This window comes from Bdellovibrio bacteriovorus, from assembly GCF_041888015.1.
Taxonomy (GTDB): Bacteria; Bdellovibrionota; Bdellovibrionia; order Bdellovibrionales; family Bdellovibrionaceae; genus Bdellovibrio.
In genome coordinates this window covers 86,258-103,243 of sequence record NZ_CP168968.1, presented here as the reverse complement: position 1 = coordinate 103,243, position 16,986 = coordinate 86,258, and the positions used below count along the sequence as shown (strand labels likewise).

Genomic DNA, 16,986 nt, shown 5'->3' with positions numbered 1-16,986 from the left:
GAAGTAAGGGGGATTTATGAGACGTAAAAATCTGATCGCAGGAAGCCTGTTAAGTGTATTCCTGCTCAGTGGAAGCATCGCCTGGGCCCAGGAAGAACTGGAAGCCGCACCGACTTCATCCACTTCGGGTGAAGAAGGTATCTATCGTTCTCGTAAGTTCATCAATCTGACCCTGGGTATCGAGCAGGACGAGAAGCTTCCCCCGCTTCCGGACAGCATCGAATTCAAAGGCGACTTCCGCAGAGTGGTCGGCGCCGCTTACGCCAAAGATCTGAACATCATGCGCTTCACTCCGAAGTCAGAAGGTTTTGCGACCCTGACCATTCACGACAAACGCAATGGCAAGATCGTGGCGGAGTTCCGCATTGACGTAAAAAAGAGCAAGCTCGACAAGGTTGTTCGTGAGATGCGCGCCCTTTTGGGTGACATCGAAGGCATCAATATCAAAATCGTCAACAACCGCGTGGTTGTCGATGGTCAGATCCTTCTGCCGAAAGATCTGGCGCGTATTTATAACGTCGTTCAACAGTTCGGTGATCAGGCCTCTTCTTTGGTGACATTGAGTCCTCTGGCGCAGAAGAAGATCGCGGAATTCATTGCCCGCGATATCAATAACCCTGAAATCGAAGTTCGTGCCGTAAATGAAAAAATCATTCTGCAAGGCTGGGCAAATTCAGACGAAGAGTCCAAACGCGCTGAAATTATCGCCAAAACTTATCTTCCCGATATCGTGATCGAAGCTGCGGAAGAAAAAGGCGTTATCAAAAAGCGTAAACCTGCCAACGATGGTGTCATCAATCTTATTCAGATTAAAGCGGCTCCTCCAGCAGCTCCGGCGAAAATGATCCAATTGGTGGTTCACTATGTCGAGCTGAATAAGGACTATTCCAAAGCCTTTAAGTTCCAGTTCACACCAGAACTGGGTGACAACTCAACGATGACATTCCAAACCGGGGGCGACTCTCCGGGTGGTGTTATCAGTTCCATCACCGGGACCGTTTCCAATCTTTTGCCTAAATTGAACTGGGCAAAACAACATGGTCATGCCCGCGTTCTGGAAAGCACCAGCTTGATTGTGGAAGACGGAAAAAAAGGTGAAATCAAGCAGGTCACCAATCAGCCGTACCCAGTAATCGGCAAAGACGGCACTCAAGGAACCGCATTTGCGGAAGTCGGTATCGTGACTTCCATCACCCCACAGCTTTTGGGCGAAAAGTCCGGCAGTGTGCGCATGGATATGGCCTTCAAGGTCTCCAGTCTTCTGGGGAATACACCAAGCGGTGCTCCTATCACCAGTGCCAACGAGATGTCTTCCGCAGTCACTGTCAGAGACCGCCAAAGTGCGGCCGTGGGTGGATTGATTCGTAACTCGACCTCGACAGGGTACAATCGTCCTGCAGGTCAGAAAAATCCGATCATCAGCTTGTATGCATCCAAAGACTTCATCAAGCAACAAAGCCAGTTCGTGGTCTTTGTCACACCGATAGTGAAAACTTCTGCGAGCTCCGGTGCTGAGCAAATTAAGAAGAAGTTCCGTTTACGCGATTAAGGTCTCGTAAACGGACCTCCCGTTTCAGCCGATAGGAAAGCTGGAGGTCTGCATTGGCTATTAATCCTAATTGTAATCTCATCGCAGTGGTGGGCGGTAAAGGCGGCGTCGGTAAGTCCGTATTCGCAGCCAATTTCGCTTGCACCATCATGAACGAACTCCGCAGTCAGGTTCTTTTGATTGATGCTGATGCCAAGAGCGTCGGCGATCAAAACGTGATCATGGGTCTGAAGCCACAAAAGACTCTGAAAGAACTTGCCAGCTTCCAAGGCTCTTTAAATTCCCAGCCGATGAACACCCTTGTGACCATGCACCAATCTGGCTTGGCTTACCTGGGCGCGGTTCGTGGACCGGAAGAAAGTTTGAATATCTCTCCTGACTTGTTGGGAAAACTGCTGGATTTCTTCGGCCGTGCCTTTAAGTATGTCGTTGTCGATGTCGGCACGGATCTGGGACCGGCACAAATGGCTGTTCTTCAGGAAGCCACTGCCATTATGATCGTTACCACACCGGAAGTTTTAGTCGTCACACAAACACAGCGTTTGGTGAACGAGCTTTTGTCGGCCACTTTCCCGAAAGACATGTTCCAGTTGGTGATCAACAAAGCTTCTCCGACGGGTCTTTCCCCGCAGACAATCTCCAACCAGTTGCAGCTGCCTTTCCTGGGGATCATTCCTCAGGATGAAGCCACTTCCATGATGTCCCTGCAGAAATATACGCCGTTTGTGATTTCTTCTCCAAAAGCTCCGATCACGGCGGCCTACTACGATGTTGCCAGAAAATTGACTGGCGGCGTTTTGCAGCGACTTAAGACAACAGCTCGTCCGAAACCCACTCCACCACCAGCCGCAGCCTCTGCTGATGGTGGGTCGTCTGTTTCCACTCAAGGAATGGATTCCCGGACTCTTTTAAAGATTCGCATCCATAACGAGCTGATCCGCACCGTGGATCTGAAAAAGCTTCTGGTCGATGGCAAGCAGGATGAAAACAAAGAAAAAGAAGTTCGAGAAAAAACCAAACGTGAAATCACCCTGATCGTGGATCGTGAAGCTCCGGATTCTCCGCGTGAAGAACGCTCCAAGCTGATCAAAGAGGTTTTGGAAGAAGCTCTGGGCCTAGGGCCACTGGAAGATCTTCTGGCTGATCCCGATGTCACTGAGATCATGGTGAACGGAAACAAAAGGGTCTTCGTCGAGAAAAGCGGTAAGGTTCAGCTCAGTCCTGTGACCTTCACCTCTAACGATCACTTGCGCCGAATTATCGAACGTATCGTGACACCGCTAGGTCGTCAGATCAATGACTCCACTCCTTATGTGGATGCGCGTTTGAAAGACGGTTCGCGTGTGAACGCCGTGATCGAGCCTTTGGCAATCGACGGTCCGGCACTGACTATTCGTAAATTTAAAAAAGGTGGTATCACCGCTGAAAAATACATCGGCTACGGCAGTATCACCAAGAACATGATCGACTTCCTGCGCATCTGCGTGGAAAACGGTCTAAATGTGGTGATCTCGGGTGGTACCGGTTCAGGTAAAACATCTTTGCTGAATATGCTGTCTTCATTCATCCCGTCCAACGAACGTGTGATCACGGTCGAGGATGCGGCCGAGTTGCAACTGCAACAGGAGCACGTGGTGCGCCTGGAGACACGCCCGGCTTCCATGGAAGGCTCTAATGCCATTCACATCCGCGACCTGATCAAGAATGCTCTGCGTATGCGTCCTGACCGTATCATCGTCGGTGAGTGCCGTGACGGCGCCGCTTTGGACATGTTGCAAGCCATGAACACAGGTCACGATGGTTCCATGACCACGACTCACGCCAATTCTCCGCGCGAGTGTGTGGCCCGTCTGGAAACACTTTGTATGATGTCCGGCATGGATCTTCCCATGCGCGCCATTCGCGAGCAGATCGCAGGCGCAGTAAATCTGATTGTGCAGATCTCCCGTCTTTCTGATGGCAGTCGTAAGATTCTGAGTATCACCGAAGTTGCCGGCATGCAGGGTGACGTTGTCACTTTGGCAGAAATCTTCCGCTTTAAGGAAACCGGCTACGACAAGAACAGAAGAATCCAAGGCGTGTTCCAGGCTACGGGGACGATCCCAAGCTTTATCCAAAAGCTGAGTGACAAAGGTGTCGTGATTCCTCGCGAGATCTTTGCCAATGATCCGAATGCTGGCAACCCGGCTGTGGGAGCCCCGACACAAAACAAACCACCAATTCCGGCGGCAATGGCACCGAAAATGCCCGGCATTCCTCCGGTGAAAAAGTCAGGATAGATTATGAGCTTCCTGTTTAACGAATGGATCATGATTCCGTTGTTTGGCCTCTGCGTTTTCGTCATTGTCATCGCTTGGGCAGACAAGGCCATCACGTGGTTGCACAAACGCAGTCTTGGACAACGAGACGAAGTCATGCGTCTGATTCGTATTATGGGAATGGAAGTTGAGGAAAAGAAAGTCACCATTCTGATTTTGATGATGAGCTTTGGCTTGGGTGCCTTGGCATTTCTGATTTTCTGGCCCAATGTTTTAATGGGCTTTGTTTTCGGCGCTTCCATTACCGTTGCAGGCTGGCAGTTGCCTTTGCTTTTAGTCCGCATGATTTATGAAAAACGTTGTGCCCGCTTTGTGGATCAGATGGTGGATGGCCTGACTATCATGGCCAATGGAATCAAAGCCGGCTCCAATCCTCAAGAGTCCATGAAACGCGTTGTGGAGATTATGGGAAATCCCATGAGCCAGGAATTCGCTCAAGTCCTGTACCAGATGCAAGTTGGTGACAGCTTTGAAAGCGCACTGAATGACCTGGGCAATCGCATTCCACGCCCTGACGTACAAATGTTCGTGACCTCTATCAACATTCTGAAAGAGACCGGTGGTAATCTGGCGGAAACTTTCCAGACCATTGTACTGGTTGTGCGTGAGCGACAAAAGGTCGAGAAAAAAAATTCAAGCTCTGACTGCTCAAGGTCTTATGCAGGGAATTATCGTCACGCTGATTCCATTTATCTTAATGGTCGTTTTTTCCATCATCGATCCCACCTTCATCAAACCCATGTTTAGCACAACCTTAGGTCTAGTGTTGCTCGTGGCAATGCTGGGTCTGCAAATTATCGGTGGCGTGCTCATTAAAAAGCTTGTTACCATTAAAGTGTAGTTTGTCAGTTTCAAGGAAGAGGTATCGATAATGAAGAAAGTACTCTTGGCGTTCGCCTTTCTTTTTTCTGCACAGGCGTACGCGCTTGTTGACATGAAAAATGCCAACTACTCCAACACCTGGATTGATATGGATGTTCCAGGCAGCGGGTATGATCTAAAAATCGTTCGCACTTATAACAGCCGTTCTCTTTTCAATGGTATGTTCGGCTTTGGCTGGTGCTCGGATTTTGAAACAGCGATGGAAGTGACTGCCGAAGGCAACATCAAAGTCAAAGAATGTGGCGGCGGCTTGGAAGTTACTTTCTCTGCGCGTGAAATCACACGTAAAGAAGTCGATGGCACCATCAATCAGATCATCAACAAGATGAAAGCGGAAAAAAAGGTCGGACTGACCGAAGCCGCTATCACAAACCTGAAAGCTCAGCTTCTGGAAGACGACAGTCTTCGTTCTGAATATGCAAACCACTACAAAATCACAGTACCCGTTAAAGAAGGCACCAAGTTCTTTGCCAACGGACGTGAAGTTGAACACTTCATCTTCAATAAGACCTACTACACTCGCAATCTTCCCGATGGCAGCGCCCAGCGCTTTAGCCCCCAGGGCAAGCTGACGCACATCTATGACAAGAACAACAACTTCCTGAAGTTTGACTATGACAAAGACACCATTGCCACCATTCAGGACAACAATGGCCGTCGTCTGAATTTCAAATACTTCCAGAATAAAAAAAGTGAAATCCATCACTGGCCCCAATGGCCTGATGGCTGAATACAAGTTCGCAAATCTGGATGACCTGGCTTCCGTAAAGAATGCTTGGTTGAAGACGTACACTTATGAGTACGATGAACTTCACAATCTGACGAAGGCTTCATGGCCGGACAAAACGTTTGTGGCTATCAAGTATGATAAAAAGAATGACTGGGTTGTGGCTTTTGCAGATCGCGACAAGTGTATCGAGGCCTATAGCTACGAATTTTCTCAAAATGATCCAAAAAATCACTATTGGTCCACGGTAAAAAAGACCTGTGGCAAAGAAGTGGTTGCGGATAACAAGTACGAGTTCTGGCACCAACAACGCCCTGACGGTCAGTACTTCCTGCAACGTGTGATGACTACGGTGAGCGGTAATGTCACTGATATCACTTATCACGAGGTCTTCGGCAAACCGGTTTCCATTCGTCGTAATGCCGACCGTATCTCTTATGAGTACTATTCAGACGGATTGGTTAAGGTAAAGGCCGCTCCGAATGTTAAAATGGCATTCGAGTACGATCCTAAGTTCAAAAAAGTCAGTTCTGTAACCAGTACGTATTTTAATGAGAAAGGCGCCAAAGCTGCGGTTAAGGCGACTCAGTTCAAATACGATGGCAAAGGGAATCTGAACTATGCCCAGAACACTGATGGGCAGAAGATCAACATGACCTACGATGCCCGTGGCCGTATTGCAACTATTACAGATCAGGCTAAAAAGGTCGTTAAAATCGAGTACGAGGAACGTTACGGAAAACCTGCTGTAGTTACTCGTCCCGGTTTGGGAACTATTGTGGTAAGCTATAAACAGAACGGTGAAATCAACAAAGTTGATAGTAAAGAGGGACCGTCTGTGGCAATGCAAGTTGCAAGTACCTTTAATAACCTCTTGGACATTATTGCCCCCGCAACAGCGGAACTGTATCTCTAAGGAGAAGGTGATTATATGAAAAGACTTTTGGTTCTTTCCATTATGCTGGCTCTGGGCTTCTCCTTTGTAGGCGCAACTTCATTTGCTCAGGAAGATGACTCTAAACGCACGGTGAATCCGGGCGACGATCCAAATGAGGCTCGTTCTTCCGAAGCGACAGAAAGCAGTGTTTCCGCCACAGGCATCTGCCGTGAATGTATCGCCCGCCGCTTCGGCGCAGGTGCTGGCTATGGCAGCCGCCCTATGGACAACACCAACAGCAGAGTCAGCCCCTTCTCTGAAGGCAAAGCTGGCTCATCTGGCGCCACCGGCACAGAATCCGGCGTTAAAGGGACCCGCTAATTTCTGTCTAGATTCTTAACACTCGCCTTACACAAAAGGGCTTTGGTCATCCAAAGCCCTTTATTTTTGCCCTAAAACCCACCTATTTGTCTCACCCTGATACAAAACCCCTGGCACACGCGATGCAATAGCCTTCATTGAGCTGTTAATTAAGTATTTATAGCGAGAGCTATGAGTTCAAAGGAGTATTTATGAAGAAAATCGTGAAAGCTACAATCGCAGTTTCTTTGATGGTCTTTGCATCCACGGCAATGGCAAATCCAAAGTGCTCTCACAGAGTTGCTTCTGCTACGAATGACCTTTTCAAAAACACCAATCCAGTTCGTGTAGCAAAAGCTGATACGAAATCTGGTAAAGAGACGACAGTCCGCGGTACTCGCTAAGACTGTTGAATTGAATATGCCCCCTAGGGAGAGTGACTTCCCCCCCTTACGGTCGCTCTCCCTTCCCCTTTTTCAAGAAGACTAGCGGATTGCTTTTTCGTGAGCGCCTTCTTGGAAGCCATCGACTGTGCTGGCAACACCATCACTCAGCCCACGCCCCAAATTACGCAAAGCCATCGCGCCACCAGCAGCAGCACTTTGAATGTATTGAGAAACCGTTGAGCGTTGCAACCAGTGGAAAGTATGTGACTCAACTGATGCGCCACCAACCTTAACCTGCATCAGCACAACCATCAATGATGTGAATGCCAGGCATTTAGTTACAAACTTAAGTTCTTCCATGAGTGGATTCTCCCAGATGCGGTAATACTTTTGAAATCTCTTTTAAAATTTGATCTTTATTGAAGGGCTTCGTCAGATAAGAGTCAAAACCAGCCTCATACGCCTTCTGCACAAGCTCTTCCTGATCAATTGTCGAACAGCCGATGATTTTGATTGAGGGATGCAGCTCTTTCAGAATTTTCGCCGTTTCAATTCCATTGCGAAGTGGCATCACCATATCCAGGAAAACCAGATCGGGCAGGGTGGATTGAACCAATTCAACAGCCTCGTCACCATTGGAGGCCTCGCCCACACAAATGCCTCCGTCAGAAACGACGATATTTTTTATAAGTTCTCTTAGAAAGGCGGCATCATCAACAACAGCGAAACGTATCTTCATGATGCCAGTATAAGATCTTGGAACGCTTTTGATGAGTGGATTCTAGTGACCCCAACGATAGCCCAGAGAGAGCATATAGAAGGCGTTTGTCACACTGACATTGTTCGGAGTCAAACCTGTACTTGGGTCTGGGATGCCTGCCGCGCCATCAAAGACATTTCGCTCTACGCTGGCGCCCAGATTCCAGATCATCTGACTTTCACGGGTGAACTTCCATTCCCCGCCGATATCCAAGCCAATACGCACACTTTCCTCAGCGGCTCCTGATTGAATGGCTACACCCGTTTCGGACTCGGAATGCTGCAAGCGTGGGAAGAAAGACCCCCCGACTGTCCAGGCATAATCCGCCGAAGTGGGAATGCGACCTTTCAGCCCCAAGCCCAAGCCTTGCGTTTTCAGACGAGCGCGCGAAGTGTTGTCACTTGGAACAGTCATTTTGCTATCGCTCAGAAGAATAGAAAATTCCAGCGAGTTGGCCTTGCGGGAAACACCGAAGAACTTGCGGAAGTTCACACCCAGATCCACCATTTCATATTTTGCTGGAATACGAGATTGGTCCGCTGTCACAGAGTCCACGTCCGCAGCAAAAGAGAATAGAATGCGCCCACTGACACCAATCAAAGGTGTAAACCAAACATTGGCACGAATGCTCAATGCATTGAAGAAGCTCTGATAATCGCGGAAACCATAATTAGACTGGGAGTCGTTATAGGCTACCACTGGCATCACATCCAACTCCAAGCGGTTGTTGCGAATGTCATCAGGGTGAATCTGTTCACGGTAAAATTCATAGATTTTGCCGGCTTTATTGGAAAACAAGCTCTCGGCCTGTTCGCTGATCCCCGGCTCCTGGACTTCAGACGAGTCAGTGTCCACGGTCTTTTCCACGGCAGGCTTTGCTGCCACGGCCGGAGCTGGCGCAGTGTTTGCCTTCTGCTCTTCCGCTTTCTTCTGCTCTAAAGCCAGCTTTTCAGCTGCCTTCTTAGCTTCGGCTTCTTTACGAGCTTTTTCTTCCGCTTCCAGCTCACTTGTTTTCAAAGTGCGTACCGCAACACCGTCAGAGTCTGTAACAACTGGTGCTGATTCCGATGCCGGAGTTCTTTTATTGGATTTTCGCACTTCATAGCGTCCCGAAGAAAAACCTTCCAGACCCACTTGGGCGGAAGACTCAAAGGTCAGGGAGAAAAGCGCGATAAAAATCAGAAAAGAAAATGAAGACTTCATAAGAAATCTTTCGGCTCCCGGTCCGAATTACTTGACGTCAAATTGACCTGTTTTCAGAGGCAGTGCAGAATAAAAATATGAAATCATTCTTGCTGAGTTCTCTCTTCGTCGCGTCCTGTTTCATTTCAATCTGCCCGACTGCTGAGGCCCAGACCAATGCCCAGAACACCTACGTCAGCGCAGCCGACCAAGATCTTGCAATCAAATCCATCGTACTTATTCCCACCACTGACAATGTTGGTGGCATTTATGCAAAACCCGCAGAAGAAGAACTGCGCAACCTTCTGAACGATGACAAACAATGGTCGCTGTCCAATTTCCCAAAAGATCTAAAAATCAAATCTGAAACCTTGGATGAAAATCCTTCTGATGTTCAGCAAATTCTGCAAAACACACGCAGCGAAGCCGCACTGACTTCCAAAATTATTCGTGGACCGCGAGGGATCTCCATCACCCTGACGCTGTTTGTGGGACGAGAAGGCCTTCCTCTTTTGCAAGAATCCCTGACTGACTACAAAGGGTTTGAAACAGCGGAAATCCGCAATGAGGTTCGCCGTCTGTTTGAAAATCTAAAATACCGGATGCCATTCCGTGCGACGATTCTTAGCCGCCGTGGTCAGCAAGTAACACTGAATCTGGGCAGCAACTATGGCTTAAAACCTGAAAGCCGCGTGTCCGTCGTTCAGATCATCAAAGTCAACCGTCATCCTAAACTGAACTTCATGGTCAGCACCGAAAAAGAAGTTCTGGGTCGTGTGAAGCTTTTCAAAGTAGAGCCCTATCTTAGTTTTGGTTACATCGAAATGGAAAAAGATCCCGGTGTGATTTCCGTCGGCTCCAAAGTGATGCCTGATGAGTTCGTAAAGTACTCAACACCCATCACTACTCCTTCTGGAAAAGTTCTTCAGGATGTCAGCACTCGCCCGGACAAAGACGTGGCCTTCGGCGAAGACCCACAAGAATGGCTGCCGACAATGCCCCCGCAGTTCGGAAAGATCGAGCTGATGGCGGGCCTTGGCAACTACACGCAAAACACCAGTCTGGTGACGGCGGGGTCCATCAGTGGCAGCAACAATATCACTCCAAATATTCTGGTGCGCGGTGAGCTGTGGCTAAATCCAGAGTGGTACGTCGGTGTTCAGCTGCGCCAATCCGTATTTTCGATCGACAACAACCAAACAGGATCCTCTCCGGGGTCTTTGAATATGTCAGTCGGGCAGTATGGGGTTTCCGCCGGATACAACTTCCTGCTGACCAGCGACTTCTTTGGTCCCAAGCTGCAAGTGGGGGCCGGATACAATACAACGAAGTTCTCTGTCGATAACAGCACCCCGACAACCTTTACGACCATGGACTACAGTGGCTTCCTGATCAGCCTGGCAGGCCAGTTCCCACTTTCTGAAGAGCTTCCGGTGGATATCGGAGGACGTTTTGATTTCTATATGAATCCGAATGTCAGCGAAAGCAAAGACAGCGGGTCTTCCTCTGACAGCAAGATCAATTCATTCAGCTTCTTTGTCGATTATCGCATGAAAACAAGATTTAAGATTCGTGGGGAATTGATGCTGGAAAACTACAGCACTGATTTCTCAGGAACTGGCCAGCGGGCCGATCCTGCCACCAGCACCAGCCACAAAATGACGACTTTGTTCGGTGGCGTTCAGTATCTTTTCTAAGATCTAATTTCAGAAAATAAAAAAGCCTGGGTTTATAGCCCAGGCTTTTTGCGTTTAAGCAGTTTCAGTAGTCAGCAGACTACATCATGCCGCCCATACCGCCCATGCCACCATGGTCAGGCATTGCAGGAGCTGCAGTTTCTTTCTTAGGAGCTTCAGCGATCATTGTTTCAGTAGTAAGCATCAAAGACGCAACAGAAGCTGCGTTCGTCAAAGCACAACGAACAACTTTAACTGGATCGATAACACCGTCTTTGATCAAGTCAGTGTATTCGTCAGAGTAAGCGTTGAATCCCCAAGTAGCAGATTTGTTTTGAAGGATACGATCCAAAACGATCGCGCCATCAAGACCTGCATTTGCAGAGATTTGACGAATTGGCTCTTCACAAGCGCGTTTGATGATCATCGCACCGAAAGCTTCTTCTTCAGAGAATTTAGTTTTATCAACTTTTGTAGAAGCACGAAGCAAAGCAGTACCACCACCAGCTACGATACCTTCTTCAACAGCTGCGCGAGTCGCATTCAAAGCGTCTTCTACGCGGTGTTTTTTCTCTTTCATCTCAACTTCAGAAGGAGCACCAACGTGGATAACAGCTACGCCGCCAGCCAATTTAGCCAAACGCTCTTTCAATTTTTCTTTGTCGTAATCAGAAGAAGTTTCTTCGATTTGAGCTTTGATAGCAGAAACACGTGCAGTGATGTCCGCTTTTTTACCAGCGCCATCGATCACTGTCGTGTTGTCTTTATCGACAACGATGCGTTTCGCGATACCAAGATCAGCAACAGTTGCTTGCTCTAGTTTGCGACCGATGTCTTCAGAGATCACTTTCGCGCCAGTCAAGATCGCGATGTCTTCAAGCATAGCTTTACGACGGTCACCGAAGCCAGGAGCTTTAACAGCACAGATGTGAAGAGTGCCACGAAGTTTATTTACAACAAGAGTTGCAAGTGCTTCGCCTTCAACGTCTTCAGCGATGATCAACAATTGACGACCTTGCTTAGCAACGCCTTCAAGAATACCGATCATATCTTTCATGGAAGAGATTTTTTTGTCGTAAACAAGAACGTAAGCGTTCTCAAGAACTGCTTCCATTCTTTCTGCGTTAGTTACGAAGTATGGAGACAAGTAACCACGATCGAATTGCATACCTTCAACTACAGTCACTTCAGTTTTTGCAGTTTTAGATTCTTCGATAGTGATAACGCCTTCACGGCCTACTTTGTCCATAGCATCTGCCAACATTTGACCGATTTCTTTGTCGTTGTTTGCAGAGATCGCACCAACTTGAGCTACTTCGTTAGAACCTTTTACTGGTTTGGACATGGACTTCAATTCTTCAATGATGGTTGCAACAGCTTTGTCGATACCACGCTTGATAGACATTGGGTTGTGACCAGCGGAAACCAATTTCGCGCCTTCACGGTAGATAGCTTGCGCCAAAACTGTCGCAGTCGTTGTACCATCACCAGCTTCGTCGTTAGTTTTGGAAGCAACTTCCTTAACCATCTGAGCGCCCATGTTTTCGAATTTGTTTTCCAATTCGATTTCTTTCGCAACAGTCACACCGTCTTTAGTGATCAGTGGAGAACCGAAAGATTTATCGATAACAACGTTGCGACCTTTAGGTCCCAAAGTTACTTTTACTGCGTTCGCCAAAGTGTTCACACCTTTAAGGATGTGTGTACGAGCGTCTTCTGAGAATGTAATTACCTTACTCATGATTTTCTCCGTTCAAGTCTGATTCACTCCAGCTTCGCTGGAGTAGACATTAAAAAATAAAATTAGTTGAATACGCCCAGGATGTCTTCTTCGCGCATCATCAGGTATTCTGCGCCATCCAGTTTCAATTCAGTTCCAGCGTATTTGCCGAAAAGAACTTTATCGCCAACTTTAACTTCCAAAGGCAAAATTTTGCCGTCTTCAGTTACGCGACCTTTACCAGTCGCGATGATTTCGCCTTTTTGTGGTTTTTCTTTTGCTGTATCAGGGATGAAAAGTCCGCCAGCGGTTTTTTCTTCTTCCGCCATTCTGCGAACTAGAATTCTGTCGTGAAGTGGGCGAACGCCGATTTCGTTCTTAGCCATACTATGCCTCCGTTTTTAAGTAAAAACTGTACGGAAGCTAATATGAATCGCCTCTGAAAAGAGTCAAGGTCGGGTGCTGCAAAAACTTAATGTCGCAGCGCTTAAGAAAGGGCTCGAAGATTATAGTTTTATAAGAATTTACGAGGACTTATTTAATGCCATCTTTAGACAAGTTATTCGCACTTACTGGCAGATCCGCGGAATGAGCCCCGAAAACAGAGTTCGCATAGGCCGTCATCAGCTCTGCCACCTCTTCAGCGGATAATTTTCCTGCGACTTCATTGAAAGCCGTCTTTTTATCCTGAACCTTGGTGAGATAACCGACGAAATAGTCCGTCACAGAAAGATCTTTAGCCACTTCCAGGTCATAGATCTCTTCACGAAGTTCTCTTTCCAGCTTTTCCACAGACATATCCTGCATAGAAACAGCCTCTAAACCCGCTTTGTGAGCCATATTGGGGTCTGTTCCATTCGCCAAGCTACGGCCTGACTTCTTCAGATCAATCTGAGCTTTTAGGGTCGTAACCTTGGTTTGAGCCGCCTGAACACGTTCTGTTTTCCATTCACGGTAGCTTTTAACGTCAGCGCCCGCCTTCATAGTGAAAGCCGTAAAGCCCCAAAAGGCGATAAGAGGTAGGTATTTAATAAGGCGCATGAGTCCTCCAGCAGACGTCCGATAATTCCAAAGTCCCCATAATACAAAGGATATGCCCGGCAAAAGATGGCTCATTTGCAATATAAACGATTTGACCCCCGAAATATGGCCCAATTGGGTCACTTTGAGACAAATATGGCTTTACAGGAAATTGATACAAAGACGGGCCCGGAAAGGGCCATGGCCCACCACTAAAGCGGCCTACTGAGTCTGATCAGATCTTTGCGCAACGTTTGCGCTTTCTTATCAATGGACTTGGAAAAATTCGGAGTCGTCAGTTTGAAAACCAGTACCGACATGACGAAGGCAGACTTGTCCTTGTAGCTCTGCGCCAGTTCTCGCTTTGCCTTCAACAACTCTTCGTTTTTTTGCAAAGCCTCAATCAACTCACTGGCCTTTGCATCCTTCAACAAATCCTTCGCGGACTTCACACCCTGATCACGCAGCTTCAGTTCTTCATAGAAGGATTTGAGGTACTTTGCTTCTTGTTCATCCACAGCCTTCCCCATAGCCGTGGCCGGATTTTTGGCGCCCTTGATTTGATCCACCACCGCAGCGACTGGCTTAGCACCGTCATTCCAGTCAAACGTGCCATAGCCCTCTGGATATAAAAGTTTGATCAGGCCCGGAAAGCCCACCAAGGCCGTTTCTTCAGAGCTTTCTTCAAGCTCTTCTTTGTTGAATTCAAATTTCCCGGATTTCAGCTCTGGCAGCAGCAATGCGCCCGTCAAAGCCATTTCAAAACGGAAGTCTTTTTCCAGATGGGCGGACGGACTCCAGTCCTTGATGTTGCGTTTAAGTTCAGCCAATTTTGTGCGATCATCATCGCTCATGTTTTCCTTAGAAAGCTTGGCCATCTCTGCCAGTGAGTCCTTCAAGAGCAACATCCCGATCTGCCCGGTGATCACCGGCATTTCACAATTGCCAAAGTGCCACCACAGATTTGCCAGCTTCAGGCTTTGTTCCCAGGATTTTGCAGCGATCGCATCGGCATTCAGTTTTTTCGAGATGTCCAACAGTCCCGTCATCGGAAGCAAGCCGGAAGCGGTGGTGGCCTGAAAAGCCGAGCACGTGGTGAAGTCACCCTCATCCGCCAGAGTGCGCAGGGACTGCTCGGGATTTTCCGAAGTCAGAGATTTTTCCATACGCACGTAGAGGTCTTTGTCGTTGGCGGCCGGAATTTCAAATTTTTTGGCTTTGGCCAGGTGGGGATTGATACCCGCAACGGATTCCTGAAAAGACGGGGCCGAAGCAAGAACCTGGATCGGAAGAATCAACGCACTGAAAATCCAAAACTTCATGGCAACTCCTTTTCAGTTCCATGCTATCGGCTTCTGTTTTGTTCCTCAAAGTACAATTGGAAAGGGTCCAGAGATTTGCGAAGGGTAAAAATAAAAAAAACCAAGCCTTATGGGCTTGGTTTTCTTAATCACATTTATTGAAAAATAAATGGCTCAGAAGGAGGGACTCGAACCCCCGACCCAGCGGTTAACAGCCGCTTGCTCTACCGACTGAGCTACTTCTGAACTCGGTGAAGGGCTAAATTAGCGGCTTTGGCCCATTCTTGTCAAACAGAATTAATCTTAAGGAACTGCAAGCCTATCCAAAGCCTTGGAAAGCATCGGCGAGCTAAAAGGCATCCCCTTAACGCGGAAAACCGGCTTCCCGGCCACCCACTCCAGGATCACGATTTCAGATTCTGCGATCCCATGGGCCGCCAGAACCTTCTGATAAGAGCCTTCCTCGATACCTTCGCTGGAAAAGGCTCCCATCATGATCTCACACACCGCGCTGATATCGGCCGGAGCTTCCAAAGTCTTCAAGATCGTGCCGTCTTTGGCGAAAATATCCACTTTTGTGGTCTTTTCCGGGCACCAGTTATAAGGGCGATAGTCACTGCCAATCAAAAGACCCAGGGCACTTTGCGGATCCGAAATTTTATCGGCCACATCCCCGGTATTGAGGGCTCGGATCGCATACAGAACCCCAGCCAAAGCAATCAGCATCATTGAGATTTTAAGAATAAATGAGATCTTCATCGCTTGAATTTAACTCGGCGAGTTGAAACTAGCTAGCTATAACGTGGGAAGTAAAAAGAGAAAAAATGGTGCACTCGAGAGGATTCGAACCTCTGACCACTTGATTCGTAGTCAAGTACTCTATCCAGCTGAGCTACGAGTGCACTGTGAAAGAGAAGTATAGATAGACTGCGGTCAGGGAAAAATCAAGCATTCTTGATAAAATTACAAAAATGGTCCGGCCAAGCCCTTGATTAAAGCCCCCGGCTATGGCACTTTGAATCCTCAGTCGAGAAAACCGACCGCGGAAAGGTGGGTGAGTGGCTGAAACCAAGCGTTTGCTAAATGCTCGTACACTCAAAAGGTGTACCGAGGGTTCGAATCCCTCCCTTTCCGCCACTTAAAAACCTGCCTAGAGCAGGTTTTTTTGTTTTTAGGTGCCGAAACTATCTGACGCTTTCCTAGTTAATACCAATTTTAGAAAGAAGAGTTTTTAGCAGGGCCGTCGTGACCTGGGATTTGTCATACTGCTCAAAGGGAATGCCTACGACAGTTTCGCCGTGATCCACGCCTTCAAGTCGGATGAAGTCGGCCCCTTCGATCTTGGAGCTTTCAAAAGGCACCATCCCATCACTGGAGTCAAACGGGCCGGCAAAAGAAGTTCGGATCACACACTGACCTAAAACGATCTTAAAACAACCTGTCGCGATAATGTTCACCGCAGGAGTGAATAGACTGCTGTGACCGTTCACCACTCCGCCGACAGTAATTATCGGAATTCTTTGCACCAAGTCCCGAATGATCGCGTGGTTTTCAGTCATGAACTGCTTGCGGCTGATGGTGCTCAAATAACGAATGGTTTCTGGGGATGTGTTGAAATAAGGAATGACCGGCTTCAGCCATTTATCAAGATGCAAAGGTCCTTCAAAATACACATCGGCGATAGGCGAACCCTGAAACGGACTTTGCAGGAACAGAATGCCTGCTAGGGTGTTTTGATGACTCGGGAAACTCACAAGCTCTTCCAACAAGGCCAACCCACCCAACGAGTGAGTGATAAATAAAGCTTTTCTGTGCGCCGACCGTGAGTCTGCCAGAGCTTTACGGATATTAGATCTGATATCGGCAACAGATTTTGAAGAACTGGAAAGACGCTGAACCTTCAAGCCGTATTGATTTTGAAGCAGCTTGCGCTGGGTCTCAAAATATTCTCCGGTCAGGCGAGAGAATGTGATCGACGATCGGTCGTCACCGTCCACGAAGGCCTCTGACAAAATACCCGGCACCAGATAGACATCATAGCCGCTCAGGATTTCTTGTTCCTGCGCACTTAAAGACTGCTGACTGTTTAAAGCTGTGTAAAAGGAAGTGGTAAGATCCGCAGCAAAGGCACCGGAGCTTAAGACAAGCCCGATAGCCGATAATAGAATGTGGATAAGATACCGCTGAACCATATTGCTCACCTTGCAAGTCGTGCCAATTGTGAGACC

17 protein-coding genes and 3 tRNA genes are annotated in these 16,986 nt (G+C 47.9%); 9 read left to right on the top strand and 11 right to left on the bottom strand.

The genetic code is table 11. The features are described from left to right. Positions 1-16 precede the first annotated feature (16 nt). The 7 genes from ACES2G_RS00530 (at position 17) to ACES2G_RS00500 (ending at position 7,117) form a co-directional block, all read left to right on the top strand. On the top strand, positions 17-1,549 hold the full coding sequence (locus tag ACES2G_RS00530; protein ID WP_347357850.1) for a BON domain-containing protein: 1,533 nt from the start codon (positions 17-19) through the stop codon (positions 1,547-1,549). A gap of 53 nt (positions 1,550-1,602) precedes the next feature. Then, complete coding sequence (locus tag ACES2G_RS00525; RefSeq protein ID WP_347357851.1) at positions 1,603-3,828, top strand: ATPase, T2SS/T4P/T4SS family; 2,226 nt, start codon at positions 1,603-1,605, stop codon at positions 3,826-3,828. A gap of 3 nt (positions 3,829-3,831) precedes the next feature. After that, positions 3,832-4,614, top strand: a complete 783-nt coding sequence (locus ACES2G_RS00520; RefSeq protein WP_374000997.1) for a type II secretion system F family protein — start codon at positions 3,832-3,834, stop codon at positions 4,612-4,614. Between the two features lie 124 nt (positions 4,615-4,738). Next, positions 4,739-5,479 carry a DUF6531 domain-containing protein gene (locus tag ACES2G_RS00515; RefSeq protein WP_374000996.1) on the top strand — a complete coding sequence of 247 codons (741 nt, stop codon included), beginning with the start codon at positions 4,739-4,741 and terminating at the stop codon, positions 5,477-5,479. Next, positions 5,442-6,392: an RHS repeat domain-containing protein gene (locus ACES2G_RS00510; RefSeq protein ID WP_374000995.1), complete on the top strand. Its 951-nt coding sequence runs from the start codon at positions 5,442-5,444 to the stop codon at positions 6,390-6,392. Before ACES2G_RS00515 ends, ACES2G_RS00510 begins: the two co-directional genes overlap by 38 nt. 15 nt (positions 6,393-6,407) lie before the next feature. Then, on the top strand, positions 6,408-6,734 hold the full coding sequence (locus ACES2G_RS00505; protein WP_347357854.1) for a hit locus: 327 nt from the start codon (positions 6,408-6,410) through the stop codon (positions 6,732-6,734). Positions 6,735-6,925: 191 nt separating this feature from the next. Then, on the top strand, positions 6,926-7,117 hold the full coding sequence (locus ACES2G_RS00500) for a hypothetical protein (protein WP_347357855.1): 192 nt from the start codon (positions 6,926-6,928) through the stop codon (positions 7,115-7,117). Between the two features lie 81 nt (positions 7,118-7,198). Here the strand turns inward: ACES2G_RS00500 and ACES2G_RS00495 are convergent, their stop codons facing one another. From ACES2G_RS00495 to ACES2G_RS00485, 3 genes are read right to left on the bottom strand one after another with little or no spacing between them, the layout of a single operon-like run. Further along, the gene (locus ACES2G_RS00495) at positions 7,199-7,459 is read right to left on the bottom strand and encodes a hypothetical protein (protein ID WP_347357856.1); all 261 of its coding nucleotides are present in this window, start codon (positions 7,457-7,459) and stop codon (positions 7,199-7,201) included. Beyond that, on the bottom strand, positions 7,446-7,838 hold the full coding sequence (locus tag ACES2G_RS00490) for a response regulator (RefSeq protein WP_347357857.1): 393 nt from the start codon (positions 7,836-7,838) through the stop codon (positions 7,446-7,448). Before ACES2G_RS00490 ends, ACES2G_RS00495 begins: the two co-directional genes overlap by 14 nt. A 42-nt stretch (positions 7,839-7,880) precedes the next feature. Next, positions 7,881-9,062, bottom strand: a complete 1,182-nt coding sequence (locus ACES2G_RS00485; RefSeq protein ID WP_347357858.1) for a hypothetical protein — start codon at positions 9,060-9,062, stop codon at positions 7,881-7,883. A gap of 77 nt (positions 9,063-9,139) precedes the next feature. Between ACES2G_RS00485 and ACES2G_RS00480 the strand changes: the two genes are divergently transcribed. Continuing rightward, positions 9,140-10,738, top strand: coding sequence for a hypothetical protein (locus ACES2G_RS00480; RefSeq protein WP_347357859.1), 1,599 nt, complete (start codon positions 9,140-9,142; stop codon positions 10,736-10,738). Positions 10,739-10,817: 79 nt separating this feature from the next. Here the strand turns inward: ACES2G_RS00480 and groL are convergent, their stop codons facing one another. From groL to ACES2G_RS00445, 7 genes are all read right to left on the bottom strand, one after another. Beyond that, positions 10,818-12,458 carry a chaperonin GroEL gene (groL, locus tag ACES2G_RS00475; protein WP_374000994.1) on the bottom strand — a complete coding sequence of 547 codons (1,641 nt, stop codon included), beginning with the start codon at positions 12,456-12,458 and terminating at the stop codon, positions 10,818-10,820. Between the two features lie 62 nt (positions 12,459-12,520). Then, complete coding sequence (gene groES / locus ACES2G_RS00470; protein WP_038452046.1) at positions 12,521-12,808, bottom strand: co-chaperone GroES; 288 nt, start codon at positions 12,806-12,808, stop codon at positions 12,521-12,523. Positions 12,809-12,971: 163 nt separating this feature from the next. Next, positions 12,972-13,478, bottom strand: coding sequence for a hypothetical protein (locus ACES2G_RS00465; protein ID WP_347357861.1), 507 nt, complete (start codon positions 13,476-13,478; stop codon positions 12,972-12,974). A gap of 191 nt (positions 13,479-13,669) precedes the next feature. Then, the gene (locus tag ACES2G_RS00460; RefSeq protein ID WP_374000993.1) at positions 13,670-14,779 is read right to left on the bottom strand and encodes a hypothetical protein; all 1,110 of its coding nucleotides are present in this window, start codon (positions 14,777-14,779) and stop codon (positions 13,670-13,672) included. A 149-nt stretch (positions 14,780-14,928) separates the two neighbouring features. Next, positions 14,929-15,004, bottom strand: a tRNA-Asn gene (locus tag ACES2G_RS00455). A gap of 57 nt (positions 15,005-15,061) precedes the next feature. Continuing rightward, entirely contained in the window at positions 15,062-15,517 is a 456-nt protein-coding gene (locus tag ACES2G_RS00450) for a hypothetical protein (protein ID WP_374000992.1), read from the bottom strand. A 66-nt stretch (positions 15,518-15,583) separates the two neighbouring features. Beyond that, a tRNA-Arg gene (locus ACES2G_RS00445) sits at positions 15,584-15,660 on the bottom strand. Positions 15,661-15,802: 142 nt separating this feature from the next. Between ACES2G_RS00445 and ACES2G_RS00440 the strand changes: the two genes are divergently transcribed. Continuing rightward, positions 15,803-15,895 (top strand) — tRNA-Ser (locus tag ACES2G_RS00440). Positions 15,896-15,957: 62 nt separating this feature from the next. Here the strand turns inward: ACES2G_RS00440 and ACES2G_RS00435 are convergent. Next, positions 15,958-16,950, bottom strand: coding sequence for a hypothetical protein (locus ACES2G_RS00435; protein WP_374000991.1), 993 nt, complete (start codon positions 16,948-16,950; stop codon positions 15,958-15,960). Between the last annotated feature and the right edge of the window lie 36 nt (positions 16,951-16,986).

Coding starts and splice junctions, on each gene's coding strand:
- ACES2G_RS00500 (WP_347357855.1), top strand. CDS start 6,926: ATGAAGAAAATCGTGAAAGCTACAATCGCAGTTTCTTTGATGGTCTTT.
- ACES2G_RS00515 (WP_374000996.1), top strand. CDS start 4,739: ATGAAGAAAGTACTCTTGGCGTTCGCCTTTCTTTTTTCTGCACAGGCG.
- ACES2G_RS00460 (WP_374000993.1), bottom strand. CDS start 14,779: ATGAAGTTTTGGATTTTCAGTGCGTTGATTCTTCCGATCCAGGTTCTT.
- ACES2G_RS00465 (WP_347357861.1), bottom strand. CDS start 13,478: ATGCGCCTTATTAAATACCTACCTCTTATCGCCTTTTGGGGCTTTACG.
- ACES2G_RS00505 (WP_347357854.1), top strand. CDS start 6,408: ATGAAAAGACTTTTGGTTCTTTCCATTATGCTGGCTCTGGGCTTCTCC.
- ACES2G_RS00495 (WP_347357856.1), bottom strand. CDS start 7,459: ATGGAAGAACTTAAGTTTGTAACTAAATGCCTGGCATTCACATCATTG.
- ACES2G_RS00435 (WP_374000991.1), bottom strand. CDS start 16,950: ATGGTTCAGCGGTATCTTATCCACATTCTATTATCGGCTATCGGGCTT.
- ACES2G_RS00450 (WP_374000992.1), bottom strand. CDS start 15,517: ATGAAGATCTCATTTATTCTTAAAATCTCAATGATGCTGATTGCTTTG.
- ACES2G_RS00480 (WP_347357859.1), top strand. CDS start 9,140: ATGAAATCATTCTTGCTGAGTTCTCTCTTCGTCGCGTCCTGTTTCATT.
- ACES2G_RS00490 (WP_347357857.1), bottom strand. CDS start 7,838: ATGAAGATACGTTTCGCTGTTGTTGATGATGCCGCCTTTCTAAGAGAA.
- ACES2G_RS00520 (WP_374000997.1), top strand. CDS start 3,832: ATGAGCTTCCTGTTTAACGAATGGATCATGATTCCGTTGTTTGGCCTC.
- ACES2G_RS00485 (WP_347357858.1), bottom strand. CDS start 9,062: ATGAAGTCTTCATTTTCTTTTCTGATTTTTATCGCGCTTTTCTCCCTG.
- ACES2G_RS00530 (WP_347357850.1), top strand. CDS start 17: ATGAGACGTAAAAATCTGATCGCAGGAAGCCTGTTAAGTGTATTCCTG.
- groL (WP_374000994.1), bottom strand. CDS start 12,458: ATGAGTAAGGTAATTACATTCTCAGAAGACGCTCGTACACACATCCTT.